Raw genomic sequence first — 24,583 nt, 5'->3', positions numbered from 1 at the left:
GGTGGTTCTCTCCTGTGCTCACAGCTGGCCGACCTCGGTGACGCGGACGACCGCGCGGCCCTCGGCGTCGGAGGCGGCCAGGTCGATCTCGGCGCTGATGCCCCAGTCGTGGTCGCCGTTCGGGTCGTCGAAGATCTGCCGCACCCGCCACAGACCGTTCTCCGGCTCCTCCTTGATGACCAGCAGCTTGGGGCCGCGGGCATCGGGGCCGGTGCCGAGGTCCTCGTACGAGTCCCAGTAGGCGTCCATGGCCTCGCCCCACGCGTCCGCGTCCCAGCCGGACTCGGCGTCCATCTCGCCGAGCGCGTCGACCTGGTCCAGGGCGGCCAGCTCCACACGGCGGAACAGGGCGTTGCGGACCAGGACGCGGAAGGCGCGCGCGTTGGTGGTGACCGGCTTGACCTCGTCGGCCTTCTCCTGGGCCTGTTCGGCGGTCATCTCCGCCGGGTTGGCCAGCTGCTCCCACTCGTCCAGCAGGCTGGAGTCGACCTGGCGCACCATCTCGCCGAGCCACTCGATCATGTCCTGGAGGTCCTCGGACTTCAGGTCGTCCGGGATGTTGTGGTCGAGGGCCTTGTAGGCGCTCGCGAGGTAGCGCAGCACGATGCCCTCGGTGCGGGCCAGCTCGTAGAAGGACACCAGCTCGGTGAAGGACATGGCGCGCTCGTACATGTCCCGGACCACCGACTTGGGCGACAGCGGGTGGTCACCGACCCAGGGGTGGCTCTTGCGGTAGGTGTTGTACGCGTGGAAGAGCAGCTCCTCCAGCGGCTTCGGGTAGCTGATGTCCTGGAGACGCTCCATGCGCTCCTCGTACTCCACGCCGTCGGCCTTCATCGCGGCCACGGCCTCGCCGCGGGCCTTGTTCTGCTGGGCGACGAGGATCTGCCGGGGGTCGTCCAGAGTGGACTCGACCACGGACAGCATGTCGAGGGCGTAGGACGGCGAGTCGGGGTCGAGGAGTTCGAACGCGGCGAGCGCGAACGTGGACAGCGGCTGGTTGAGCGCGAAGTCCTGCTGGAGGTCGACCGTGAGCCGGACGATACGGCCCTCGGCGTCCGGCGTCTCCAGCTTCTCGACGATCCCGCCGTCCAGCAGCGAGCGGTAGATCGCGATCGCCCGCCGGATGTGCCTGAGCTGCTGCTTGCGCGGCTCGTGGTTGTCCTCCAGGAGGTGGCGCATCGCCTCGAAGGCGTTGCCGGGCCGGGCGATGACCGACAGCAGCATCGTGTGCGTGACCCGGAAGCGGGAGCTGAGCGGCTCGGGCTCGGAGGCGATCAGCTTCTCGAAGGTGTTGTCCGTCCAGCCGACGAAGCCCTCGGGAGCCTTCTTGCGCACCACCTTGCGGCGCTTCTTCGGGTCGTCACCCGCCTTGGAGAGCGCCTTCTCGTTCTCGATGACGTGCTCCGGCGCCTGCGCGACCACGAGCCCCGCGGTGTCGAAGCCCGCGCGCCCGGCACGGCCCGCGATCTGGTGGAACTCGCGGGCCCGCAGCGTGCGCACGCGGCTGCCGTCGTACTTGGTCAGAGCGGTGAACAGCACGGTACGGATGGGCACGTTGACGCCCACGCCGAGGGTGTCCGTGCCGCAGATGACCTTCAGCAGACCGGCCTGCGCGAGCTTCTCCACCAGGCGCCGGTACTTGGGCAGCATGCCGGCGTGGTGGACGCCGATGCCGTGCCGGACGTAACGGGAGAGGTTGCGGCCGAACTTGGTGGTGAAGCGGAAGTTGCCGATCAGCTCGGCGATCTTCTCCTTCTCCTCACGCGTGCACATGTTGATGCTCATCAGCGCCTGCGCCCGCTCCACGGCCTGCGCCTGCGTGAAGTGCACGATGTACACCGGGGCCTGCTTGGTCTCCAGCAGGTCGGTGAGCGTCTCGGTGAGGGGCGTGAGCTGATATTCGTAGGAGAGCGGCACCGGGCGGGTCGCGGAGCGCACCACGGAGGTGGGGCGGCCGGTGCGGCGCGTGAGGTCCTTCTCGAAGAACGACACGTCGCCCAGCGTGGCCGACATCAGGATGAACTGTGCCTGGGGGAGCTCCAGCAGCGGGATCTGCCAGGCCCAGCCGCGGTCGCCCTCGGAGTAGTAGTGGAACTCGTCCATCACGACCTGGCCGACGTCCGCGCCCTTGCCGTCGCGCAGCGCGATGGACGCCAGCACCTCGGCGGTGCAGCAGATCACGGGCGCGTCGGCGTTCACCGAGGCGTCGCCGGTGAGCATGCCCACGTTCTCGGTACCGAAGATCTTGCACAGCTCGAAGAACTTCTCCGACACCAGTGCCTTGATCGGCGCCGTGTAGAAGGTGACCTCGTCCCGGGCCAGCGCCGCGAAGTGCGCGGCTGCCGCGATCATGCTCTTGCCCGACCCGGTGGGCGTCGAGACGATCACATTCGCCCCGGAGACCACCTCGATCAGAGCCTCCTCCTGATGCGGGTACAGGGTGAGGCCGCGCTCCTGAGTCCACGACTCGAAGGCTTCGTACAGGGCGTCGGGATCGGCGGTCGCCGGCAGCTGATCGATGAGGGTCACGCCCCCATCTTGCCTGGCCCGGGGGCCGAGCGGGGAATCGGCTGTGGCGAGGAAGATCATGACCGCTACGCTGTGGCGCCGACAGAACGTCAGCGCACCAGGTCAACTGGACAGCGGCACAAGAAGAATGGGGCGGAATCCGGCCATGATGGGACCAGCACACTCACTGTCGGGGGCCGCGGCCTGGCTCGGCGTCGGAGCGGCCGCCGCCGCGACCGGACACCCGATGCCCTGGCCCGTCGTCCTGGTCGGCGCCCTGATCTGCGCCGGTGCCGCGCTCGCCCCGGACCTCGACCACAAGGCGGCCACCATCTCGCGGGCCTTCGGACCCGTATCCCGGTGGTTCTGCGAGATCGTGGACAAGCTGTCGTACGCCGTCTACAAGTCGACGAGGAAGCCGGGTGACCCGCGCCGCTCGGGCGGTCACCGTACGCTCACGCACACCTGGGTGTGGGCCGTCCTCATCGGCGCGGGCAGCTCGGCCCTCGCCCTCGTGGGCGGCCGCTGGGCGGTCCTGGCGATCCTGTTCGTGCACATGGTGCTGGCGATCGAAGGCCTGCTCTGGCGGGCGGCGCGCGGCTCCAGCAGCGACGTCCTGGTCTGGCTGCTCGCCGCGACCAGCGCCTGGATCCTCGCCGGGATACTGGACAAGCCCAGCAACGGCTCCCACTGGTTCTTCGACCAGCCCGGGCAGCAGTACCTGTGGCTGGGGCTGCCGATCGTGCTCGGCGCGCTGGTGCACTGCCTCGGGGACGCGCTCACCGTCTCCGGCTGCCCGGTCCTGTGGCCCATCCCGGTGGGCCGCAAGCGCTGGTACCCGATCGGACCGCCCAAGGCGATGCGGTTCCGCGCGGGCAGCTGGGTCGAGCTGAAGGTGCTCATGCCCGTCTTCATGGTGCTCGGGGGAGTGGGCGCCGCGGCGGCCCTCAACTTCATCTGAGTCCGACGACCGTCCGGACGCCGTCCGGGACGACGCGTGCCCGCGGGGCGCCACTCGCCGAGAGGCGGGCGGCGCCCCGCGTCGTCGTACGCCGGGCCGCGCGGGTACGTGTCGTCAGGCGGTGCTGTCCGGCTCGGTCCCGCCGTACCGGCGCTCGAACCGGGCGACGCGCCCCTCGGTGTCCACCGTGCGGGCCTTGCCCGTGTAGAAGGGGTGGCTCTCGGCGGAGATCTCCACGTCGACCACCGGGTAGGTCTCGCCGTCGTCCCACTCGATGGTCTCCCCGCTGGTCGCGGTGGACCGGGTGAGGAAGGCGTAGCCGGCCGCCCGGTCGCGGAAGACGACGGGGCCGTACTCGGGGTGCTTGTCCTGCTGCATGACAGCTCCTCGCTGGGGGCGTCAGGGGGGCGTCGGGCGTCGGGCGTCGGTGGGTCCGGGGCGGCCGGTGACGGGTGACTGCGGGTGGGCCGTGGCGGCCCGGATCAGCCCAGGAGCGAGTCCTCGTCGACGATGTGCATCGCGGCCTCCTCGGCCGAGGCCGCCGCGCCGTCGATGCCGACATCGGTGGCCACGAGCGCGCTCTCGTCGTCCTCGTGCGCCCCCTCGTCGGGAGCGACGAGCCGGCCGGAGCGCCGGTCGCCCACCTCGTTGTCCAGCAGTTCGCCGTCGCTGCCGGAACAGTCGCCGATACCGTCGCCGTCCGGGGCGGTGACGTCGGGAACCTCCTCGGCGAGCCGCTGGTCCAGCGTCTCCCCGGTCCTGGCCTCCGCCGCCGTCACCCCGTCGTGCTCCACCGCCCACGGCCGCTCCGGCGGGGACCAGCCCCGGTCGAGCGGGTCGCCGACGCCGTCGAAGTCCAGCGTGTCCTCGACGTCGAGCACTCCCGAGTCCTCGCGGATCTCCGCCGAGTCGGGCTGGTAGACGTCATCCCCCCATCCGTCGGAGCTGTCCACGGGAACCTCCAGGTGATGAGCGCGGCCGGACGCCGCCGCGAGCGACGGCGTGGGCCGTCGGCACGCCGGGCACGGGCCACCTCCGGCATGGACCGAGAGGTCCCACGGTGCTCCCCGAACCGGTGCCGCTATCCAGCCTTCCACCCGAGTTCGGCACCGCGCAACGGCACAGGGCCTGGCCTGGGGCTGAGCCCACGGCGGCGGCAGGCGACGGACCGGCCGGCCGCCCGGTCCGGGCCCACGGCCGCCCGGTCCGCCCGTCGCCGCCTCCACTCGTGCCGGGCCGCTCATCCGGGTCCGTACCTCAAGGTCCGGCCCCTCGATCGCCACTCACGGCCGGGCCGGCTGCCGGCGCGCCCTGCCGCCCACCCGCGCTGGGCCGGTTGTGGGCGCGCCCGGCCGCCACCTGTGCCGGGTCGGTTGTGGGCGCGCCCTGCCGCCCGGCCGCTCACCCGTGCCAGGACCGCCACAGCGCCGCGTACGCCCCGCCCGCGGCGACCAGCTCGTCGTGGCTCCCCAGCTCCTTGATGCGGCCGTTCTCCACGACCGCGATCACGTCGGCGTCGTGGGCGGTGTGCAGGCGGTGCGCGATGGCGACGACCGTGCGTCCGTCGAGGACACGCGACAGGGAACGTTCCAGATGGCGGGCCGCGCGCGGGTCGAGGAGCGAGGTCGCCTCGTCGAGGACCAGGGTGTGCGGGTCGGCCAGGACGAGCCGGGCCAGGGCGATCTGCTGGGCCTGGGCCGGTGTGAGGGCGAGGCCGCCCGAACCCACCTCGGTGTCCAGACCGTCGTCCAGCGCGCGTGCCCAGACGTCGGCGTCCACGGCACCCAGCGCGGCCCAGAGCTCGGCGTCCCGTGCCCCGTCGGAGGTCCCCCCGCTCGCGTGAAGCCGGGAGTGGGGCAGGGCCAGCAGCAGGTTGTCGCGCAGGGAGCCGACGAAGACGTGGTGCTCCTGGTTCACCAGGGCGACGTGCGACCGTACGCGCTCGGCCGGCATCCGGGACAGTTCGGCGCCGCCCAGGGTGACGCGGCCCTTCCCGGGGGCGTAGATCCCGGCGAGCAGCCTGCCCAGCGTGGACTTCCCGGCGCCGGAGGGGCCGACCAGCGCCAGCCGGGTGCCCGGCGGCACCTCCAGCGACACCTCGCGCAGCACGTCGACCCCCTCGCGGTAGCCGAAGCGGACCCGCTCCGCGTGGACGTCCCGGCCTTCCGGGGCGAGCGAGCCGTCCCCGGCGTCCGGCTCGATGTGCCGCACCCCGACCAGCCTGGCCAGCGAGACCTGGGCCACCTGCACCTCGTCGTACCAGCGCAGGATGAGGTTGACCGGGTCGACCAGCATCTGGGCGATGAGCGCGCCCGTGGTCAGCTGCCCGACGTCGATCCAGCCCCGCAGGACGCAGACACCGCCGACCATCAGGGCCGAGCCCAGCACGATGAGATGGACGGCGTTGATGACCGGGAAGAGCACCGAACGCAGCCAGAGCGTGTACCGCTCCCATGCGGTCCACTCCTTGATCCGCCGCTCGGACAGGGCGGTCCGGCGCGCGCCGAGACGGTGCGCCTCGATGGTGTGGCCCGCGTCCACGGTCTCGGCGAGGGCCGCGGCGACGGCGGCGTACCCGGCGGACTCGGAGCGGTAGCCGGCGGGCGCCCGCTTGAAGTACCAGCGGCAGCCCACCACCAGCACCGGTACCGCGAGCAGCACGGCGGCCGCCAGCGGCGGCGCCGTCACGACGAGTCCGCCGAGCAGCAGCAGCGCCCACACGGCCCCGATCGTCAGCTGGGGCACGGCCTCCCGCATGGCGTTGCCCAGGCGGTCGATGTCCGTGGTGATGCGGGAGAGCAGGTCGCCGGTGCCCGCGCGCTCCAGCACACCCGGCGGCAGCCCGACCGAGCGGACGAGGAAGTCCTCGCGCAGGTCGGCCAGCATCCGCTCGCCGATCGTCGCGCCGCGCAGCCGCACCTGCCGTACGAACACCGCCTGCACGAGCAGCGCGATCAGGAACAGGGCGATCGTCCGGTCCAGCTGGAGGTGAGGTGACCGGTCGGACACCCGCTCGACGAGGCCGCCGAGCAGGTACGGGCCCACCATGGAGGCGATGACGGCCACGGTGTTGACGGCGACGAGCAGCAGGAAGGCACGGCGGTGCCGCCGCAGCAGCTCGCCCACGTAGGCGCGCACGGTCGACGCGGCGCCGACGGGCAGGGTGGTGGCGGTCTTCGGGGCCGCCGGGTCGTACGCCGGTGGCGCGACGCCGATCATGCGCTCTCCTCGATCTCGTCCAGCGGTCCGAGCGCGCCCGGTACGGCACCCTCGGCGGAGCCGTGCGGCCGGTCCGCCGCGTCCGTACGGGCGGCGAGAACGGAACGGACCGCGGTCTCCGGGTGGTTCGCGGCTTCCGGACAGGGGGCGACGACCGCGCGGGCCGCGATGCCCTTCCCGGTCGCGGTGTCCGGACCGGCCGCGGCGTGGGCCTGTCCGTCACCGGGGCGCGGCGCCGCCCGCTCCTCCTCGGTCTCCCGCGTCACCACGGCCCGGTAGCGCGGCTCGGTGTCCATCAGTTCGTGGTGACCGCCCACGGCGACGACCTTGCCCTCGTGGACGAGCGCGACCCCGTCCGCGCGGTCCAGAAGCAGCGGCGACGAGGTGAGGACCACCGTCGTACGCCCCGTACGAAGGTGCCGCAGCCCGTCCGCGATCCGCGCCTCGGTGTGCGAGTCGACGGCCGAGGTCGGTTCGTCCAGTACGAGCGCCTCCGGGTCCGTGATCAGCGACCTGGCGAGCGCGAGGCGCTGGCGCTGGCCGCCCGACAGCGACCGCCCCCGTTCGGTGATCCGCGCGTCCATCGGGTCGGCGGCGTCCAGCGAACCCTGCACCAGCGCGTCCAGCACGTCCCCGCACTGCGCCGCCGCCAGCGCGTCCGCCGCCCGTACGGCACCGGAGGCGGGCACGTCGAGCAGCTCGCGCAGAGTGCCGGACAGCAACACGGGATCCTTGTCCTGCACGAGCACGGCGGTGCGTGCGCCGTCGAGCGTGAGGTCGTCGAGCGGCACGCCGCCGAGCAGCACCGAGGGGCCCGCCTCGGCCGGATGGCCGCCCAGACGCTCGGCGAGCCGTCCCGCCGCGTCGGGGTCGCCGCAGACCACGGCGGTCAGCCGGCCGGCAGGCGCGAGCAGCCCGGTGGCAGGGTCGTACAGGTCGCCCTTCGGCGGGACCTGCGTGTTCCCGGAGGCCGGCACGCCGGCCGTCTCCCTCTCCCGCTGCGGTGCCGGTTCCCGTTCGCTGGGCCGCTCTTCGGCATCCGGAGCCCGCTCGCCCGGCCGGTCTCCGGCGTCCGGTTCCCGCTCGCCCGGCCGCTCTCCGGCGTCCGGAGCCCGCCGCAGGGACAGCACCCGCGCCGCCCGTTTCGCCGACGGACGCGAGAAGGAGTACGCCATCGCGATCTCCTCGAAGTGCCGCAACGGGTAGTTGAGCACCATCACCGCGCTGTAGACGGTGACCAGTTCACCGACCTCGATGCGGCCCTGGCCCGCCAGCCGGACCCCGTACCAGACCACCGCGATCAGCAGCAGCCCCGGCACCAGCACCTGGAGCGCGGAGATCAGCGACCACATGCGGGCACTGCGCACCGCGGCCTGCCGCACCTCCTGGGAAGCGCGGCGGTAGCGGTCCAGGAACAGTTCCTCGCCGCCGATGCCACGCAGCACCCGGAGTCCGGCGACCGTGTCCGAGGCCAGCTCGGTCGCCCGGCCCGCCTTCTCTCGCTGGACATCGGCGCGCCGTGTGGCCCGGGGCAGCAGTGGCAGCACGGCGAGCGCCACGAAGGGCAGGCCCGCTGCGACGACCACTCCCAGGGCGGGCTGGTAGACGAGCAGTGCCACGCTGACCACGACGACCGTCAACGCGGCCGCGGTGAACCGGGAGACGGCTTCGACGAACCAGCCGATCTTCTCCACGTCACCGGTGGACACGGCCACCACTTCGCCCGCCGCCACCCGACGGGTCAGCGCGGAGCCCAGTTCGGCGGCCTTGCGCGCCAGCAGCTGCTGGACCCGGGCGGCGGCCGTGATCCAGTTGGTGACGGCCGTCCGGTGCAGGAAGGTGTCGCCCACGGTGATGCCGACGCCGCACACCAGCATCAGGACCCCTGTCAGGGCGAGCCGTGCGCCGGAGCGCTCGACGACCGCCTCGACGGCGAGGCCGACGCAGAAGGGCAGCGCGGACACGGAGACGAAATGGAGCACTCCCCAGGCCAGCGCCTTGAGCTGGCCGCCCGTCTGGTTGCGCCAGAGCCACCACAGGAGATGAGGACCTGAACGCGCGTCCGGCACGCCCGGGTCGGGGTACGGAAGATCTTGAATCTGCATGACGTCCCAGCGGCTCGGATCAGAGAGGTCGACGGTGTCGGGGGATCAGCGGAATCGGTGCGCCAGGGCCGAATGCCCGGGTGAGGAAGGCTTTGAGGCCGGGTGCGGAACGGTGGGCGGGAAGCGGGCAGACGGCGGCGAGCCATGGACGAGCGCGTCGCACGGCGTCGTGGCCGCACGGAGGTGAAACCGGACGGCGGTGAAAGGGTCGCGTCGTGCGACGGTGAATTTCAAGCGGTTTTTCCCGCTGACGGATGAAATCCACCGGCTCCGGGCCGGCCGGACCGCCCGGCGGGCACACCTTCGACGTTTCTGCCCCTCCGTGCACCGAGTGTCCGGAAACCGCCTTGTCGGCCGGATCGTGGTGTCACGCTGACCGGATGCAGATCGATCAACCGCGGCGGACGAGGGTGCTGTTGGCGGCCCTCGGTGCCCTCCTCGTCCCTCTCGGCGCGCTCTCCGCCTGCGGCGCTCCGGCCGGTCCGGCCTCGTCCGGCGCCGCCGGGGCGACGACTCCGGACGGGCGGAGCGCACACGGCGATGCCGGTACGGCCGGTGCCGATACCGATGCCGGCGCCGGTGCTGCCGCGGGCCCCGGCGCCCGCACTGGCACCGGCGCCTATCCGGACCGGATCCCGGGCGTCGGGGCCCGCATGTCCCGGCGGATCCCGGTCGGTTCGCGCCAGGCCGTGGTCGTCTACGGGGAGGGGAGGAACTCACCGCGCGCCACGCTCGTGCTGTACACGCGGCACGGAGACGCGTGGCGCCGGGCGGACGGCTGGGCCGCGCACAACGGCCGCGACGGCTGGACCACGGACCACCGGATGGGCGACGAACGCAGCCCGGTCGGCGTGTTCACCCTCTCCGACGCCGGTGGCGCACTTCCCGACCCGGGCGCCAGGCTGCCCTACGGCCAGGACGGCGGCGCCTACGCCATCCCGCGGGAGTGGGGTCCCTCGCGACGGCACGACTTCGACTACGTCATCGCCATCGACTACAACCGCGTCAGAGGAACTCCGCCGCACGACCCCAGGCGCCCGGAGGGGGCGGCCAAGGGCGGCGGCATCTGGCTGCATCTCGACCACGGCAGCGGCACCTCGGCCTGCGTCGGCGTACCGAGGGCGGCGATGAGGTACCTGCTGCGCACCCTGGACCCGGCCCGGCATCCGGTGGTGGTCATGGGCGACAAGGCGGAACTGGGGGCCTGAGCCGGAGCGGCGGCGGAGGCCCGAGCCGGCGCGGCGACGTATGCGCCCGAGCCGCGCGGTGACGTTTACGCCCGGGCCGGGACTGCGACGTTTACGCCCGAGCCGGGACGGAGGTCTGCGCCCGAGCCGATACGCAGGTCCGGGCCGGGACGGAGGTCTGCGCCCGAGCCGATGCGCAGGCTGAGCACGGCCGGTACGGAGTCCGGTGCCGCGCCGCCGCTCCGGCTGTGCTCAGCAGCCCTTGACCGGCGGGTCGCCTCCATCGATCAGGCTGTCCAGGAGCACGCCGAGGACCTCCCGCTCCTTCTCCGTCAGCGGAGCGAGGATCTCCTCCGCCGCCGAGCGGCGAGCGCCGCGCAGCTCGCGCAGGGTCGCCCGGCCCTCGTCCGTCAGCTCGATCCGGGTGACCCTGCGGTTCGTCGGATCCGGCACCCGGCGCACCCGGCCGCTCGCCTCCAGCCCGTCCACCAGCGTCGTCACCGCCCGGGGCACCACTTCGAGGCGCTCGGCGAGGTCGGTCATGCGCGGAGGGGAACCGTAATGGGCGAGGGTGCGCAGCAGCCGGGACTGGGCCGGTGTGACCCCCAGGTCGTGCCGCTCCAGATGGCGTTTCTGGATGCGGTGCACGCGGCGGGTGAGCCGCAGCAGCTGCTCGGCGAGCAGGCCGTCTGGATCCGGGGTGGTCATGCGGGAACAATATCAGGATGCCGTTCATTGTGAGTATGGGTAACAATGAACTGCGATCCGTTTCCGTCGTCGGCCGGCCCCCGGTCCGCCGCCCGCTCACCACGTAGGAGCCCATGCATCCCGACCGAGAACCGTCCTGGACGCCACCTGCCGATGCCGCCGAACAGCCACGTCAGGTGCGCCGCATCCTGAAGCTCTTCCGCCCCTACCGCGGGCGCCTCACCGTCGTCGGCCTGCTGGTCGGCGCCTCCTCGCTGGTCTCGGTGGCCACACCGTTCCTGCTCAAGGAGACCCTCGACGTCGCGATCCCGCAGGGCCGCACCGGCCTGCTGAGCCTGCTCGCGCTCGGCATGATCCTCAGCGCCGTCCTGTCCAGTGTCTTCGGCGTGCTGCAGACGCTGATCTCGACCACCGTCGGCCAGCGCGTCATGCACGACCTGCGCACGGCCGTCTACGGCCGCCTGCAGCGCATGTCGCTGGCCTTCTTCACCCGCACCCGCACCGGCGAGGTCCAGTCCCGCATCGCCAATGACATCGGCGGCATGCAGGCGACGGTCACCTCGACCGCCACCTCCCTGGTGTCCAACGCCACCAGCGTCGTCGCCACGATCGTCGCGATGATCGCCCTCGACTGGCGTCTGACACTCGTCTCCCTCGTCCTGCTCCCGGTCTTCGTCTGGATAAGCCGCCGCGTCGGCAACGAGCGCAAGAAGATCACGACCCAGCGGCAGAAGCAGATGGCCGCGATGGCCGCCACCGTCACCGAGTCGCTGTCCGTCAGCGGCATCCTGCTCGGCCGCACCATGGGCCGCGCCGGGGCCCTCACCGACGGCTTCGCCGCCGAGTCCGAGCGTCTGGTCGACCTGGAGGTCAGGTCGAGCATGGCCGGCCGCTGGCGCATGGCCGTGATCACGATCGTGATGGCCGCCATGCCCGCCGTCATCTACTGGACCGCGGGCATCGCCCTCCGGTTCGGCGGCCCCGAGGTCTCGCTCGGCACCATCGTCGCCTTCGTCTCGCTCCAGCAGGGCCTGTTCCGGCCCGCCGTGAGCCTGCTGGCGACCGGGGTCCAGATCCAGACCTCGCTGGCGCTGTTCCAGCGCATCTTCGAATACCTGGACCTCCCCGTCGACATCACCGAACGCCCGAGCCCGGTGCGCCTCGACCAGGTGAAGGGCGAGATCCGCTTCGAGGGCGTCGAGTTCCGCTACGACGACAGGGGCGACCCGGTGCTCGACGGCATCGACCTCACCGTCCCCGCCGGGGGCAGTCTCGCCGTCGTCGGCCCGACCGGTGCCGGCAAGTCCTCGCTCGGCTGCCTGGTGCCCCGGCTCTACGACGTCACCGGCGGCCGCGTCACCCTGGACGGCGTGGACGTCCGCGACCTCGACTTCGACACCCTCGCCCGAGCGGTCGGCGTGGTCTCGCAGGAGACCTACCTCTTCCACGCCACGGTCGCCGAGAACCTCCGCTTCGCCAGGCCGGAGGCCACCGACGAGGAGCTGCACGCCGCCGCTCGCGCTGCCCAGATCCACGACCACATAGCCGCGCTGCCCGACGGCTACGACACGGTCGTCGGCGAACGCGGCCACCGCTTCTCGGGCGGCGAGAAGCAGCGCCTCGCCATCGCCCGGACCATCCTGCGCGACCCGCCGGTGCTGATTCTCGACGAGGCGACCAGCGCGCTGGACACCCGCACCGAGGCCGCGGTGCAGGACGCCATCGACGCCCTCTCCGCGAACCGGACCACCCTCACCATCGCCCACCGCCTGTCCACGGTCCGTGACGCCGACCAGATCGTCGTACTGGACTCCGGGCGGATCGCCGAGCAGGGCACCCATGAGGAGCTGCTGAGCCTGGACGGACGTTACGCGGGCCTCGTGCGACGGGACGCGCACCTGGAACCGGCACGCTGACACGCGACCGCAATCGGTGCGTTGACATGCGGCCGGAACCGGCATGTTGGCGCGCGGCCGCAACCGGCACGTCGGTACGCGGCCATAACCGGTGCGTCGGCACGGCACCGGGCCGTTCGGCCGTGGGGACCGGAATCGTCCTGCCGGTGAAGCACCCGGGCCCGCGCGCCGAGGCGAGGCCGGGCGCCACGCACTCGCACGCGGTCCACGCCGGTGCGCCGGCGGCCCGACGCGGCATCGGAGACGACAAGCTGACGATATGTCGGATTCGCGGTGATATACGTATTACCGTTCCCGCATGCAGACGAACACTCCGTCACGGAGCGCGATGCAACTGACGCGCCGGGGCAAGCTCGCCCTCGTCGCGGCCGGCACCGTCCTGGCCGGCACCGCCGTGGCGGTGCCCCTGCTGGGCCTGGGCGGTTTCGGAGAATCGGATCCCCCCACCCTGGTCGTCCCGGAGGGATGGCGAGCCGGCCAGATCTACGACGCCGTCGACAAGGCCCTCGCCCTGCCCGTCGGCAGCACCCGCAAGTCCGTCGGCAAGGCCGGCCTCAAACTGCCGGGCGACGCCGGGGGCAACCCGGAGGGGTACCTCTTCCCGGCGACCTACCCCCTGGTCGAGGGCACCACCCCCGAGTCGCTGCTGCGGTTCATGGTCGACACCGCCAACAAGCGGTTCGACGCCGTACCGGTCGCGGCGGGCGCCCAGCGGGACACGATGAACGCCTACCAGACCGTCACCGTCGCGAGCATCGTCCAGGCAGAGGCCGCGACCGGCACCGACATGGCGAAGGTGGCCCGGGTCGTCCTGAACCGCCTGCAGCGCGGCATGCCGCTGCAGATGGACTCCACCCTCAACTACGCCCTCAACCGCAGCACGCTGCGCACCACCATGGACGACATCAGGCTCGACAGCCCCTACAACTCCTACCAGCGCATGGGCCTGCCGCCGACCCCGATCGACAATCCCGGCGAGGCCGCCATGCACGCCGTGCTCCACCCGGCGTCCGGCGACTGGCTCTACTTCGTCACCGTGAAGCCGGGCGACACCCGCTTCACCTCCGACTACTCCGTGCACATGCGCAACGTGGCCGACTTCAACGCCGCGCAGGCCGCCACGGAGGGGTCGCAGAACCAGGGACAGAGCCAGAACCCCGGGCCGGGCCGGAACCAGAGCAGTGGCCCGGGCGAGAGCGATGGCCAGGGGCCCAGCCCCGCGGGGTAGTCGCTCGCGCGGCGCTCGGCCGGCCACGGACCGATCGCCGGGCGGACGACGGTTCGGCCGGTGCCTCAGGCTGCGACCGGGTCCTCGGCCGCGAGCAGGCGCCTGATGTCCCGCACGGCCGCGCGCCCCGCCCGGTTGGCGCCGACGGTGCTGGCAGAGGGGCCGTAGCCGACGAGGTGGATCCGCGGGTCGGCGGCCACCCGGGTCCCCTCCAGCCGGATCCCGCCGCCCGGCTCGCGCAGCCGCAGGGGCCCGAGGTGGTCGAGGGCGGGCCGGAAACCGGTCGCCCACAGGATGACGTCGGCCTCGATGTGCCGCCCGTCCCGCCATTCCACGCCGTCCGGGGTGATCCGGTCGAACATCGGCAGCCGGTCGAGGACGCCGTCGGCCAGACCCTGCCGGACGGCGTCGTTGAGAGGCAGCCCGGTGACGGAGACCACACTCCTCGGCGGCAGCCCCTGCCGTACCCGTTCCTCCACCAGCGCCACGGCGGCGCGCCCCGCCTCCTGGTCGAAGGGGCCCTCCCGGAAGACGGGCGGCCGCCGTGTGACCCAGGTGGTCGCGGCCGCGTACGGCGCCAGTTCCAGCAGGTGCTGGGTGCCGGACGCCCCGCCGCCGACGACCACGACGCGCAGCCCGGCGAACTCCTCGGGCCCGGCGTAGCGGGCGGTGTGCAACTGCCGCCCCCGGAAGGTCTCCTGGCCCGGGTAGCGCGGCCAGAAAGGCCGGTCCCAGGTGCCTGTCGCATTGATCAGCGCCCGCGCCGACCAGGTGCCGGCCGAGGTCTCCAAGAGCAGTCGGCCCGCTCCCGGAACCCCGTCGGGCGCCGTCCCGGCGTGAGCTCCCGCGTACTCGCGGACGGACCGCACGTCGACGGGCCGCCGTACCCGCAGCCCGAAGGTCCGCTCGTAGCGGTCGAAGTACTCGCCGATCACCTCGGCCGAAGGCCGCGCCGGGTCGGCGTCCGTCAGCTCCATACCGGGCAGCGAGTGCATCCCGTGCACCTTGCCGTAGGTCAGCGACGGCCAGCGGAACTGCCAGGCGCCCCCGGGCCGGGGGGAGTGGTCGAGGACCACGAAGTCGCGCTCGGGCTCGAAGCCGCTGTGCAGCAGGTGGTAGGCGCTGGACAGACCGGCCTGGCCGGCGCCGGCGACGACGACCTCGACCTCACTCACATCGTTCACGATTCCACCAACAGCGGACCGGCCGTCGCTCTTCCCGCACCCCTCTCTCCGTCCATGCCGCCGGTGGGAGACCGCCCTCCTGATCCCGCTCAGCCTCTGGCCGGCGTCGTCGAAGCAGGGAGGTCGCCGTTGAACCGCGTGTCCACGAACCCGCCGAAGTCCACCTTCCCGGGGATGAGCTTCAGACCGGTGAAGGTGTCGGCGATCCGCTGCTCGGAGGCGACGAGCGGCTTGTCGACGGCGACCGGCACACGGGTGGCGTTGGTCCGCTTCACAGACGCCAGGGCCACGTCGTACGGCAGCCCGGTCTCCTTCGCCCACACCTTGGCCCACTCCTCCTGATGGCCGAAGACCCAGGTCTGGGCGCGCCGCAGCCGGGCGAGGTAGTCACGGATGGCGGCGGTCTTGCCGCCGTCCTTCAGCGCGGAGGGCGCGGCCACCTGGAAGCTGAGCCCGTTGGTGATGCCGTCCCCGGTGGTGAGCACGCGGCCCCGCCCGCTCCGGAGGACCTGTGAGGTGTACGGATCCCAGACCGCCCAGGCGTCGACCTTGCCTGAGGTGAACGCGGCGAGTGCGTCGGCGGGCTGCAGGTACTTGACCTTGACGTCCTTCAGGCTCAGCCCCGCGGCCTTCAGGGAGGCGACCAGCTGGTAGTGCGCGGACGAGCCCTGGGCCACGGCGACCGACCTGCCCTTGAGCTGCTCGGGCCGGGTCAGCTTCGAGCCGCTCGGTACGAGAACGGCGTCGCCCTTGGACGCCCCGTGCCAGGCCGCGACCACCGCGATCTTCGAGCCCGCGCCGGCCGCGAAGACGGGTGGTGTGTTGCCGACGCCGCCGATGTCGACGGCCTTGGCGTTGACCGCCTCCAGCAACGGCGGGCCGGAGGTGAAGGTCGACCACTTGATCCTGTAGTGCAGGTTCTTGAGTTCGCCGGCGGCCCGCAGGATTGCCTCCGAACCACCTTTCTGATCACCCACGTTGAGCGTGACGGAGCCCGAGCCGTCGGTGTCCGTACCCGTACTCGCGGAGGAACTCCCGCCGCAGGACGTGAGCAGGAGGGAGAGGGGAAGGAGGAGGGCGGCCGGGACGAGGCGTCGTCGCATGACGGTTTCCGTTCGTGTCGCAGAGGTCAGAGGTCGGAGGTCGGAGGGATCAGGAGGATCAGAGGAATCAGGAGAATCGGGGGAAAGGGGAGCGCGGGAGGTGCCGGGATACAGGCGAGTGGGCGGCGGCGGAACCCGACGCCGAGCCGCCGGGGATGAGCGAGTGGCTCAGACGGCTTCCGCGGCCGTGTCGACACCGAGCCGTTCCAGCAGCTCCGCGCGGAGTGCGGCGAACCGGGGGTCGGTGATGTCGCGCGGCCGGTCGAGATCGATGGGCTGCTCGTGGGCGATGCGCCCGCCGTCCATCACCAGGACCCGGTCCGCGAGAGCCACGGCCTCCTCGACGTCGTGGGTGACGAGCAGTACGGCGCAGCCGCGCCGTCGCCACAACTCCCCGACCAGCCGCTGGGCCTTGATCCTGGTGAGGGCGTCGAGCGCGCCGAACGGCTCGTCGAGCAGCAGGAGATCGGGTTCGCGCACCAGGGCACGGGCCAGTGAGGCGCGCTGGGCCTCGCCGCCCGACAGGGTCCTCGGCCACGCGCCCGTACGGTGACCGAGCCCCACTTCCTCCAACGCCTGCTGTGCGACGGCACGTTCGGGCTTCCCGGGCAGGCCGAGCAGCACGTTGCGCCACACTCTCTTCCACGGCATCAGCCGGGGTGCCTGGAAGGCGACCGCCCTGCGGCGCGGGACGAGGACGGTCCCCTCGATGTCCCGGTCCAGCCCCGCGAGGATGCGCAGCAGAGTGGACTTGCCGCAGCCGCTGCGGCCGATCAGGGCGACGAACTCGCCCTGGGAGATGTCGAGATGGAGGTCGTCCACGACGGCGTGGCCGTCGAAGGACCGGGTGAGCCCCTCGGCGTGCACGATCTGCCCGATGCGCGGAGCGTGGGGGCTCAGCGGCCCGTGAACGTCGGTCGCCATTGCAGCAGCAGCCTTTCGAGGGAGCGGACGATGAAGTCGGCGATCAGGCCGAGGAAGGCGTAGACGACCAGGCACACCACGATCACGTCGGTCCGCAGGAAGTCACGCGCCTGGACCATCAGGAAGCCGATCCCGGCGTCGGCGTTGACCTGTTCGGCGAACACCAGCGCCAGCCATGCGACGCCCAGCGAGTAGCGCAGTCCGGTCAGGGCGCCGGGCAGCGCGCCCGGCAGCACGACATGGCGGACCAGCCCCCACCGGGAGAGACCCAGCGACTCTCCCGCCTCGATGAGCTGGGAATCGACGCCGCGGATCCCGGCGTACACGTTCAGGTAGAGCGGGAAGGTCACCCCGAGCGAGATGATCGCGATCTTCGGCGCCTCGCCGATGCCGAACCAGATGATGAACAGGGGGATGAGGCCGACGAACGGCACCGTGCGCAGCATCTGCACGGGCGCGTCCACCAGATCCTCGCCGACCCGGAACAGCCCCGCCACCAGGGCCAGTCCGGCCCCGGCGACCGTGCCGACGAGCAGCCCCGCCGCGACGCGCCCGAGCGAGACTCCCATGGCCGACGGCAGCGAACCGTCACCGATCAGATCCCCGCCGACCTGCGCGATCCGGCCGGGCGACGCGAGCACGTCCGAGGCCAACACCCCGCTGGAGCTGAGAAGTTGCCACAGGGCGAGCAGCAGCAGCGGCCCGGTGGTCCGACGCAGCCAGCGCGGGACGCGGGTGCGGCGGCCGGAGACGGAGGTGAGGTGTACGAGCTCGGGGGAGTCGAGGGTGGGGGTGTCGATGCCGGGCGAGCCAGGGCCGGAGGCACTGCGGCTGGGGGAGCTGGGGTGCGGGGAGTCGGAACCGACGTGGCCGCGGGGCTTGCGGTCAGGAGATTCGAGACCGGTCGAGCCTGTTCCGCTTCCGGCGGTCTCCGGTACGTCGGCGACACCGGAAAGGCCGGGAAGGCCGGAAACATCGGGTTCGGGGGAGCCTGGCGGGGCATGGCTGATGCTCATGGATGCTCCACGGGATGCGAGAGCGAGGGTGCGCGGATACGCCGCCACCACCGCCCCTCCCACCTCAGGTGTGTGTCACCGAGGGGAGATGCGGTGCGGGCATGCGGCAGAACGCCGGAGATCGGCGGACGAGCTGAGAAGAAGGCGTCAGCGGCCGCGACGACAAGCGGCGGAAGCCACCCGCAGCAGGTCGATGTGACCGCGCGTGGTGAGCAGGGCTGAACGAGACATGCGGGTGAAAGTAGCCAGCCTGCCGCCCGGCGGTCAACGGTGTCTCGTCCAGTGGACCGCGCTGGTACCAGGCACCGGTCGCGCCGGGCGGGCGTGACCGGCCGCATGCGTCAGGATAGGTCCATGCCAGACGCCTTCACCACGCGAACCCTGAACGTGGCCACCGGGACCCGCGAACGGGTCGTCGACATCACCGACGACTGCGAGAACTTCCTGGCCGAGGTCGCCGCCGGCCGCGACGGCCTGCTCAATGTCTTCGTCCCCCACGCGACCTGCGGCATCGCCGTCATCGAGACCGGCGCCGGCAGCGACGACGACCTCCTCGCCGCCCTGCACACCCTGCTCCCCTCGGACGACCGCTGGCAACACCGCCACGGCAGCCCCGGCCACGGCCGCGACCACGTCCTCCCCGCGATCGTCCCACCCCACGCGACCCTGCCCGTGATCGCCGGCCACCTGGAACTGGGCACCTGGCAGTCGGTGTGCCTGGTCGACACGAACGTCGACAATCCGAACCGCCAGGTACGGCTGAGTTTCCTCGGTCAGTGATTCGCTACGGTGAGACGGCGTCGGTGTCGTCCGGCTGGACCGACGAGCAGCCGGTGAGGCGTTGCTCGGACGACACTTCCGGAGTTCGCCTTCTTTGTGCAGGGCGCACACCGGCTCGGAGTGGCGCCTGCCCGAGTTGTCACTGCCACCCTCGGCAGGCCCGATACCGGGCCAGGATCTCGTGGCTGTCGGGGGTGAAGGGCCACTCCTGGAGGGTTTGTGGTAGGTCGGACCGGCTCAGCCAGGTGTGCCAGGCGACCTCGTCCGGGTTCGGCATGACGGCCCGTGGAACGACGGCGTCGCACACCCCGAGCCAGTGAGGGCTCAGGCCGCTTCGGTTGAGGAATGCGAAGCGGAAGCGCACGGTCGCCGACACTCCCAGTTCCTCGTCCAGTTCACGGGCGGCCGCCTGCTCGTAGGACTCTCCGACTGCCAGGGCTCCACCGACCCCGAGTTCGTAGTGTCCCGGGAACCGGGTCAGCCGCTCGGCGCGCCGATGGACGAGGATCCGACCCTGCCCGTCATGGCACACGACCACGGCGATCCGGTGCAGCCAGCCCTCCCGGACGGCGTCCCTCCGGCTCACCGGACCCAGTACGCGGTCCTGTGCGTCGACGCGTTCCACGACTTCATCCATGACGCACACGATCGCAGCGCCCACTGACAGCAGCCCTCGATGACGGGCTCCGGGGCCCTCGCCGCATGTCTGGTCGGACGTGAACGGCCTGTGCCCGATGGTCACCCGCCTCGTGGTGCCGTGCTGTCCTGCGGCTAGTTTGTGTGCAGGATGGTTGTACGGGCCCGTAGTTGCGGAAGCGCACGGGGAAACGGGAGGTCGGGAACGGTGTCGCTGCGCGCGGGTGATCCAGCCGAGATCGGCGGTCATGTACTGGAGGCGCGGCTCGGCTCCGGTGGGATGGGGACCGTCTTCCTGGCCCGTTCGGGTTCGGGGCGCCGCGTCGCGGTCAAGCTGATCCACCAGCAGTTCGCGGACGACGACGAGTTCCGTATCCGGTTCCGGCAGGAGGTGGTGGCCGCGCGGCGGGTGAGCGGCGCGTTCACCGCCGCCGTGGTCGACGCCGACCCCGAGGCCGAGCGGCCGTGGATGGCCACGACGTACATCGAGGGGCACACGCTCTCCCAGCACCTCGCCGCGGAGGGCCCGTTGAGCGGGGTGGAGCTGAGAAGGCTCGCCATCGGGCTGGCGGAGGCCCTGCGCGACATCCACCGGGTGGGGGTCGTCCACCGCGACCTGAAGCCCTCGAACGTCGTCCTCTCGCCCGAGGGCCCGCGCGTCATCGACTTCGGCATTTCGCGTGCCGCCGACCAGGAGACGCTGACGATGACGGGGCGGGTCATCGGCACGCCGCCCTTCATGTCGCCGGAGCAGCTGCAGGACCCGCGTGGTGTGGGGCCGGAGTCGGACGTCTTCTCGCTGGGCACGCTGCTGGTGTACGCGTCGACCGGCCGCGGGCCCTTCGACGCGGACAGTCCCTATCTGACGGCGTACCAGGTGGTGCACGAGGAGCCGTCGCTCGGGAGTGTGCCTACGGCGTTGCGCGCGGTCGTGGAGTCGTGCCTCGGTAAAGAGCCGCAGGGGCGCCCCTCTGCCGGTGAACTCCTCGTGCTCCTGCGGGACCTGCCGGCGGACCTGGGCGGGGCCGAGGTCAGCCGGGGCTGCCCGGGCCGTACCCGCGATGTGATCACCGAGCATCACTCCGCGATGGAGGCCACCCCGGCGCCGGCGACCTCGGCCCTGGCCGACCCGGCGTCGACCGCCCCGGTGGCGGCTGCCCCCGTCTCGGCCGACCCGGTGCCGACGACCGCGGCGCCGGAGGTCCCGCAAGCAGACACCTCGGGACCGGAGAGCTCGGGACCAGAGACCGCGGGACCAGAGACCCCAGCGCCAGTGACCTCGGTGCCGGCCCTCCCGACCCCGGGCGCCGCCGTACCAGCCACCCCCACCCCCACCCCCGCCACCCCGGCGCCGGCTGCCCCGGCCCCCGACCTCGTCGCCCCCGGCCCGGGGAACGCCACCCCCGGCGCCGGTCCCCTCACCTCCCGCCGCCCGCGCGGCAGATGGCGCCCCGCCCTCGCCGCCGCGGTCGTGGTGGCGGCGATCGGCGGCGGCGCCGCCGCGCTGAACGCGGTCCGCAACGAGGGAAGCGGTGGCGGTGACAAGGGCGTCGGCGTCGCGGCGCCGGGAGTCGCGCTTCCGGGCGGGTTCAAGCCGTGGCACACGACCGTGCGGGGCGGCCCCGAGGGCGCCCCCGACGAACTGCGCTGCGTCGCCCACGGCGACTCGGTGTACTGCGGGGGCGGCGGTGTCGTCGCGACCCGGATCAGGGCCGCGGACGGCCGGCAGGTGTGGACGGTGAAGAGCCCGGGAGTCCCCGTCCAGGGCATGCATCTGGTGGGCGCCACCGACGACACGGTGATCGGCTACCGCATCGCCGCCCAGGACGCCCCGCAGGACCCTTCCACCGAGGTGGTGGCCATGGACGCGGACACGGGCCGTGAGCGGTGGTCCGCGCCCTCCGGCGCCCAGTCGCAGGCCGTCACGGGCCGGACACGGGACGCCGTCGTCATCGGTTCCGACGTGGTGACCGTCGACGCGTCCAACTCCCGGTTCGAGGCGCGGGACGCGCACAGCGGCAAGGCCGCCTGGACGACGGCGTTCCCCGCCGGTACGCAGTGCGCACCCGTTCCGGCGGGCGCACGGCTCCTGGCGATGTGCGTGAGGAACGAAGAAGTCGACGCCGTCGAGGTGCGGCACCCGACCCTGTACACGGTCGACCGGGCCTCGGGCGCCCTGGGCGCGCCCATCGCGGTCGACGGCTCCGACGTGCCGATGGGTGTCGCCGACGGTGAACTCGTACTCCTGCGGGAGCACATGGAGGGAACGGCGCTGACCGGGTACGACGGTGTGGTGCGGGTCGACCCGGCCTCCCGGAAGGTCACGTACACCCGACTGGCCGAGGTGTACGCGGGAACGCCCGGCATGGCGGACGGCACCGTCTACGTGAGCGGGCAGTCAGGTCTCGTCACGGCGCTCGACCCCGTGACCGGCCGGAAGAGGTGGTCGCGGCACACGGACGTGGAGGGCGCCTCGGGCCCGACGGAGGGATCCGGCGCGCTGTACTTCAGCTCGGCCACCGGCCGCGTCGTGGCGCTGTCGCCGCGCGACGGCAGAACTCTGTGGTCGACGGGGGCGCGGATCGACGGTCTCACAGGTGAGCAGGGAGCCAGCCCGCGCGTGACCGTCGCGGGGCGTGCCCTGATCGTGGCCGCGGACGAGAACACGCTGTTCGCCTTCGACGCGCGGAAGCCGCCGAAGTCGGACTGACCCCCACGGCACCGGACGTACGCCTGATTCGTCGCGGTGCGGATCGCGAAGGGCTGCTCGCACGCGAACACGGCCGTCCCGCCGCACCGTTGGCGGCGAGTCCGATGACGATCGGATCAATTTCACCGGATCAACGCAACCTCACAGTTCCTTCACCTGTCACACAGGCGCATCACCGCCGAGGTCGGACGGCGCGCCGGGGATTTCCCCGGGCTCGGCCGCCCGGCTCCACGACACATCAAGGAACGGACTGTCTGTGAACGTTGCCGGCTCCGGGGGACGGGTTCAGCCTGCCCGACCCGGTGATCCTTCCCGCGTCGGCCCCTACCGGATCGTCGGCCGCCTCGGTTCCGGCGGCATGGGCGTCGTCCACGCGGGCCTCACGGCCGACGGGGTCCGGGTCGCGGTCAAGGTGATCCATCCCGAACGGGCGGAGGACCCGGAGTTCCGGGCGCGATTCCGTCGCGAGGTGCACCTCTCCACCCGTGTGCAGGGCCCCTGCCTCGTACCGCTCCTCGGCGCGGACACCGAGGCCGCCCAGCCCTGGCTGGCGACCGCGTACGCCCCCGGGTTGACCCTCGACCAGCACCTGGCCGCGCACGGTCCCCTCACCGGGGGCACCCTGTACGCCTTCGCGGCCGGTACCGCGCAGGCGCTGGCCGCCGTCCACCGGGCCGGCGTCGTCCACCGTGACGTGAAGCCGCAGAACGTCATCCTCGGTCCCGCCGGACCCCGCGTGCTGGACTTCGGCATCGCCCATGCCTCCGACGGCACCAGCGTCACGCGGACCGGCATCATGACCGGCACCCCGGGGTGGATCAGCCCGGAGCACTACCGCCACGGTACGGCCGGGGCGGAGGGGGACATGTTCGCGTGGGGCGCGCTCGTCGCCCACGCCGCCACCGGCCGCCTCCCGTTCGGCGGCGGTGCGCCGGACGCGGTCGCCTTCCGCGTCATGTCGGGGGATCCGGACCTCGCGGGGATCCCCGAGCCGCTGCGGGAGATCCTGGAGAAGGCCCTGGCGAAGGATCCCTCCGAGCGGCTGCCCGCGGTCGCGGCGGGGGAGGCCTGCGCACGGCTCCTCGCCTTGCAGGCCACTCAGATCCTCGGCGGTGACGGAGGACAGGGATCCACCCGCGTGGGCGAGCCGGTCGTGGCCGAATGGGATCTGCCCGCCCTGGACGACCCGGCGTGGCGTACGCCGTCCTGGTCCGCGCGCACGCGCATCGCCGCGGCCGTCCTGGTCGCCGCGGCCATGGTCGGGGGCGTCGCCGGGGCGACCCTCGCCTTCCCCGCCGGGGACGACGGGAACGCCCCGGGCAGGACGAACGTGGCCAAGAGCTCTCCCGGCGGCCTCGCCACGTCCACGGCCACGTCCGCCGCCGCGCCCGCGAACGCCCCCACCACGGCCGGCCCGGTCGACGGGGCGGACGGCGCGGGTGACGCGCCGGCCGACCCGCGCAGTGCCGTCGTACCGTCGGACCCGCTGGCCGGGGTGGCCGGCCCGGCGTTCACGCGCGCGGGAGACGTGACCGAGCCGACGCCCGACGAGTGGAGGGCGAGCACTCTCGCGGCCACCTCGGAGGAGAAGGGCGCCGCGACGGCGATCCAGGACCGGATGAGGGCCGTGCTCGCCACCAAGGACATGGACTTCATGACGCCCACGGTCACGTTCGACAAGCGGGCGCAGACCGTGATGGTGACCGGCGGTCCGATATCCCAGATACCCGAGGACCACCAGGAGGTCTTCCGCCGCGCCGCGGACGTGGCCGCCTGCACCGCCCTCGCGTACCGGCTCAAGGACCATCCCACCACCTGGCCCTACGGACGGTTCGTCATCTCCTGGAAGAACTTCGACGGAGACCTCGAACCGCAGGTCCTCGGCTTCGGCGAGGCCACCGACGGGTGCTACAGCGTGATCGCCGGACAGTGGCAGGGCGACGAGTCGGGGATCGCGACCGCCGCGATACCGAGCAGCGACAAGGCCGAGATCCGCGTCGCCGACGCGGCCGACAAGGCCGTCACCACAGCCTGGAACGCCCGGATCGCCCAAGGCGACGGCCTGGAGCCCTTCGCGGCGGGCGACGCGATCGACCTCGGCTTCGACCCGGTCGAGAAGGCCGCCTACGTATGGGCTCGGGACACCGACGGGGTGCTCCTCGGCCGGGCCCAACGGTCGAACTTCCAGGACGCCGTCTCCAGGACCCTCTGCCCGAGGCTGACCGCCGAGTACGACAGCAACCGGAACTGGACCTACACCCGCTGGTCCGTCGCCGTCTACGAGGGGAACAGCCGCGTACCCGAACTCATCGGGTCGGGCGAGTGCTCCCACTGAACACGGCCGGCCCGGTGAGGAAGCGGACGTCTTGATGTCCCTCCGGGCCGGCGGCCGGGA

General features: G+C 72.3%; 19 protein-coding genes. 7 read left to right on the top strand and 12 right to left on the bottom strand.

Features of this window, described 5'->3' with window-relative positions:
* Positions 1-18: 18 nt before the first annotated feature.
* Entirely contained in the window at positions 19-2,532 is a 2,514-nt protein-coding gene (locus tag ACIPRD_RS13370) for a DUF3516 domain-containing protein (protein WP_356401408.1), read from the bottom strand.
* A 145-nt stretch (positions 2,533-2,677) separates the two neighbouring features.
* Here ACIPRD_RS13370 and ACIPRD_RS13365 point away from each other — a divergent pair, with 145 nt between their 5' ends.
* The gene (locus ACIPRD_RS13365) at positions 2,678-3,472 is read left to right on the top strand and encodes a metal-dependent hydrolase (RefSeq protein ID WP_401562735.1); all 795 of its coding nucleotides are present in this window, start codon (positions 2,678-2,680) and stop codon (positions 3,470-3,472) included.
* 114 nt (positions 3,473-3,586) lie between these two features.
* Here the strand turns inward: ACIPRD_RS13365 and ACIPRD_RS13360 are convergent, their stop codons facing one another.
* From ACIPRD_RS13360 to ACIPRD_RS13345, 4 genes are all read right to left on the bottom strand, one after another.
* Entirely contained in the window at positions 3,587-3,850 is a 264-nt protein-coding gene (locus ACIPRD_RS13360; RefSeq protein ID WP_401562734.1) for a type B 50S ribosomal protein L31, read from the bottom strand.
* 104 nt (positions 3,851-3,954) lie between these two features.
* Positions 3,955-4,425, bottom strand: coding sequence for a DUF5709 domain-containing protein (locus tag ACIPRD_RS13355; RefSeq protein WP_356401416.1), 471 nt, complete (start codon positions 4,423-4,425; stop codon positions 3,955-3,957).
* Positions 4,426-4,873: 448 nt separating this feature from the next.
* Complete coding sequence (locus ACIPRD_RS13350) at positions 4,874-6,691, bottom strand: ABC transporter ATP-binding protein (protein WP_401562731.1); 1,818 nt, start codon at positions 6,689-6,691, stop codon at positions 4,874-4,876.
* The gene (locus tag ACIPRD_RS13345; protein WP_401562730.1) at positions 6,688-8,796 is read right to left on the bottom strand and encodes an ABC transporter transmembrane domain-containing protein; all 2,109 of its coding nucleotides are present in this window, start codon (positions 8,794-8,796) and stop codon (positions 6,688-6,690) included. The genes ACIPRD_RS13350 and ACIPRD_RS13345 overlap by 4 nt, the downstream gene beginning before the upstream one ends.
* A gap of 380 nt (positions 8,797-9,176) precedes the next feature.
* On the opposite strand from ACIPRD_RS13345, the gene ACIPRD_RS13340 reads away from it, so the two are divergent.
* Positions 9,177-10,004 carry a hypothetical protein gene (locus ACIPRD_RS13340; protein WP_401562728.1) on the top strand — a complete coding sequence of 276 codons (828 nt, stop codon included), beginning with the start codon at positions 9,177-9,179 and terminating at the stop codon, positions 10,002-10,004.
* A 231-nt stretch (positions 10,005-10,235) separates the two neighbouring features.
* On the opposite strand, the gene ACIPRD_RS13335 is transcribed toward ACIPRD_RS13340, so the two are convergent.
* Positions 10,236-10,691 (bottom strand): MarR family transcriptional regulator, encoded by a 456-nt coding sequence (locus ACIPRD_RS13335; RefSeq protein WP_356401424.1) that lies wholly within the window; start codon positions 10,689-10,691, stop codon positions 10,236-10,238.
* A 113-nt stretch (positions 10,692-10,804) separates the two neighbouring features.
* Between ACIPRD_RS13335 and ACIPRD_RS13330 the strand changes: the two genes are divergently transcribed.
* Positions 10,805-12,607: an ABC transporter ATP-binding protein gene (locus tag ACIPRD_RS13330; protein ID WP_401562726.1), complete on the top strand. Its 1,803-nt coding sequence runs from the start codon at positions 10,805-10,807 to the stop codon at positions 12,605-12,607.
* Between the two features lie 298 nt (positions 12,608-12,905).
* The gene (gene mltG / locus ACIPRD_RS13325) at positions 12,906-13,835 is read left to right on the top strand and encodes an endolytic transglycosylase MltG (protein ID WP_401562724.1); all 930 of its coding nucleotides are present in this window, start codon (positions 12,906-12,908) and stop codon (positions 13,833-13,835) included.
* 65 nt (positions 13,836-13,900) lie between these two features.
* On the opposite strand, the gene ACIPRD_RS13320 is transcribed toward mltG, so the two are convergent.
* The 5 genes from ACIPRD_RS13320 to ACIPRD_RS13300 form a co-directional block, all read right to left on the bottom strand.
* Positions 13,901-15,019, bottom strand: coding sequence for an NAD(P)-binding domain-containing protein (locus ACIPRD_RS13320; protein ID WP_401562722.1), 1,119 nt, complete (start codon positions 15,017-15,019; stop codon positions 13,901-13,903).
* An 89-nt stretch (positions 15,020-15,108) separates the two neighbouring features.
* Positions 15,109-16,122, bottom strand: coding sequence for an ABC transporter substrate-binding protein (locus ACIPRD_RS13315; RefSeq protein ID WP_401562720.1), 1,014 nt, complete (start codon positions 16,120-16,122; stop codon positions 15,109-15,111).
* A gap of 168 nt (positions 16,123-16,290) precedes the next feature.
* On the bottom strand, positions 16,291-17,046 hold the full coding sequence (locus ACIPRD_RS13310) for an ABC transporter ATP-binding protein (RefSeq protein ID WP_356401434.1): 756 nt from the start codon (positions 17,044-17,046) through the stop codon (positions 16,291-16,293).
* Positions 17,019-18,062: an ABC transporter permease gene (locus ACIPRD_RS13305; protein ID WP_401562719.1), complete on the bottom strand. Its 1,044-nt coding sequence runs from the start codon at positions 18,060-18,062 to the stop codon at positions 17,019-17,021. The genes ACIPRD_RS13310 and ACIPRD_RS13305 overlap by 28 nt, the downstream gene beginning before the upstream one ends.
* A gap of 147 nt (positions 18,063-18,209) precedes the next feature.
* The gene (locus ACIPRD_RS13300) at positions 18,210-18,293 is read right to left on the bottom strand and encodes a putative leader peptide (protein WP_356129427.1); all 84 of its coding nucleotides are present in this window, start codon (positions 18,291-18,293) and stop codon (positions 18,210-18,212) included.
* Positions 18,294-18,416: 123 nt separating this feature from the next.
* Between ACIPRD_RS13300 and ACIPRD_RS13295 the strand changes: the two genes are divergently transcribed.
* Positions 18,417-18,842 (top strand): secondary thiamine-phosphate synthase enzyme YjbQ, encoded by a 426-nt coding sequence (locus ACIPRD_RS13295; protein WP_401562717.1) that lies wholly within the window; start codon positions 18,417-18,419, stop codon positions 18,840-18,842.
* Between the two features lie 139 nt (positions 18,843-18,981).
* Here ACIPRD_RS13295 and ACIPRD_RS13290 read toward each other — a convergent pair whose 3' ends face one another.
* On the bottom strand, positions 18,982-19,479 hold the full coding sequence (locus ACIPRD_RS13290; RefSeq protein WP_401562716.1) for an NUDIX domain-containing protein: 498 nt from the start codon (positions 19,477-19,479) through the stop codon (positions 18,982-18,984).
* A 207-nt stretch (positions 19,480-19,686) separates the two neighbouring features.
* Between ACIPRD_RS13290 and ACIPRD_RS13285 the strand changes: the two genes are divergently transcribed.
* Both ACIPRD_RS13285 and ACIPRD_RS13280 read left to right on the top strand, forming a co-directional pair.
* Positions 19,687-22,188 carry a PQQ-binding-like beta-propeller repeat protein gene (locus ACIPRD_RS13285; RefSeq protein WP_401562714.1) on the top strand — a complete coding sequence of 834 codons (2,502 nt, stop codon included), beginning with the start codon at positions 19,687-19,689 and terminating at the stop codon, positions 22,186-22,188.
* A gap of 256 nt (positions 22,189-22,444) precedes the next feature.
* Positions 22,445-24,523, top strand: coding sequence for a serine/threonine-protein kinase (locus ACIPRD_RS13280; protein ID WP_401562712.1), 2,079 nt, complete (start codon positions 22,445-22,447; stop codon positions 24,521-24,523).
* Positions 24,524-24,583 lie beyond the last annotated feature (60 nt).

This window comes from Streptomyces sp. NPDC090108, from assembly GCF_044747185.1.
Lineage (GTDB): Bacteria > Actinomycetota > Actinomycetes > Streptomycetales > Streptomycetaceae > Streptomyces.
The sequence above is the reverse complement of the archived record's forward strand: the minus strand, read 5'-3'. Positions and strand labels throughout refer to the sequence as shown.

What these genes read in the sequence shown, in the direction of transcription:
- ACIPRD_RS13315 (WP_401562720.1), bottom strand. Translation starts at nt 16,122, where the DNA reads ATGCGACGACGCCTCGTCCCGGCCGCCCTCCTCCTTCCCCTCTCCCTC.
- ACIPRD_RS13295 (WP_401562717.1), top strand. Translation starts at nt 18,417, where the DNA reads ATGCCAGACGCCTTCACCACGCGAACCCTGAACGTGGCCACCGGGACC.
- ACIPRD_RS13330 (WP_401562726.1), top strand. Translation starts at nt 10,805, where the DNA reads ATGCATCCCGACCGAGAACCGTCCTGGACGCCACCTGCCGATGCCGCC.
- ACIPRD_RS13350 (WP_401562731.1), bottom strand. Translation starts at nt 6,691, where the DNA reads ATGATCGGCGTCGCGCCACCGGCGTACGACCCGGCGGCCCCGAAGACC.
- ACIPRD_RS13335 (WP_356401424.1), bottom strand. Translation starts at nt 10,691, where the DNA reads ATGACCACCCCGGATCCAGACGGCCTGCTCGCCGAGCAGCTGCTGCGG.
- ACIPRD_RS13345 (WP_401562730.1), bottom strand. Translation starts at nt 8,796, where the DNA reads ATGCAGATTCAAGATCTTCCGTACCCCGACCCGGGCGTGCCGGACGCG.
- ACIPRD_RS13365 (WP_401562735.1), top strand. Translation starts at nt 2,678, where the DNA reads ATGATGGGACCAGCACACTCACTGTCGGGGGCCGCGGCCTGGCTCGGC.
- ACIPRD_RS13305 (WP_401562719.1), bottom strand. Translation starts at nt 18,062, where the DNA reads ATGAGCATCAGCCATGCCCCGCCAGGCTCCCCCGAACCCGATGTTTCC.
- ACIPRD_RS13310 (WP_356401434.1), bottom strand. Translation starts at nt 17,046, where the DNA reads ATGGCGACCGACGTTCACGGGCCGCTGAGCCCCCACGCTCCGCGCATC.
- ACIPRD_RS13360 (WP_401562734.1), bottom strand. Translation starts at nt 3,850, where the DNA reads ATGCAGCAGGACAAGCACCCCGAGTACGGCCCCGTCGTCTTCCGCGAC.
- ACIPRD_RS13340 (WP_401562728.1), top strand. Translation starts at nt 9,177, where the DNA reads ATGCAGATCGATCAACCGCGGCGGACGAGGGTGCTGTTGGCGGCCCTC.
- ACIPRD_RS13290 (WP_401562716.1), bottom strand. Translation starts at nt 19,479, where the DNA reads ATGGATGAAGTCGTGGAACGCGTCGACGCACAGGACCGCGTACTGGGT.
- mltG (WP_401562724.1), top strand. Translation starts at nt 12,906, where the DNA reads ATGCAGACGAACACTCCGTCACGGAGCGCGATGCAACTGACGCGCCGG.
- ACIPRD_RS13300 (WP_356129427.1), bottom strand. Translation starts at nt 18,293, where the DNA reads ATGTCTCGTTCAGCCCTGCTCACCACGCGCGGTCACATCGACCTGCTG.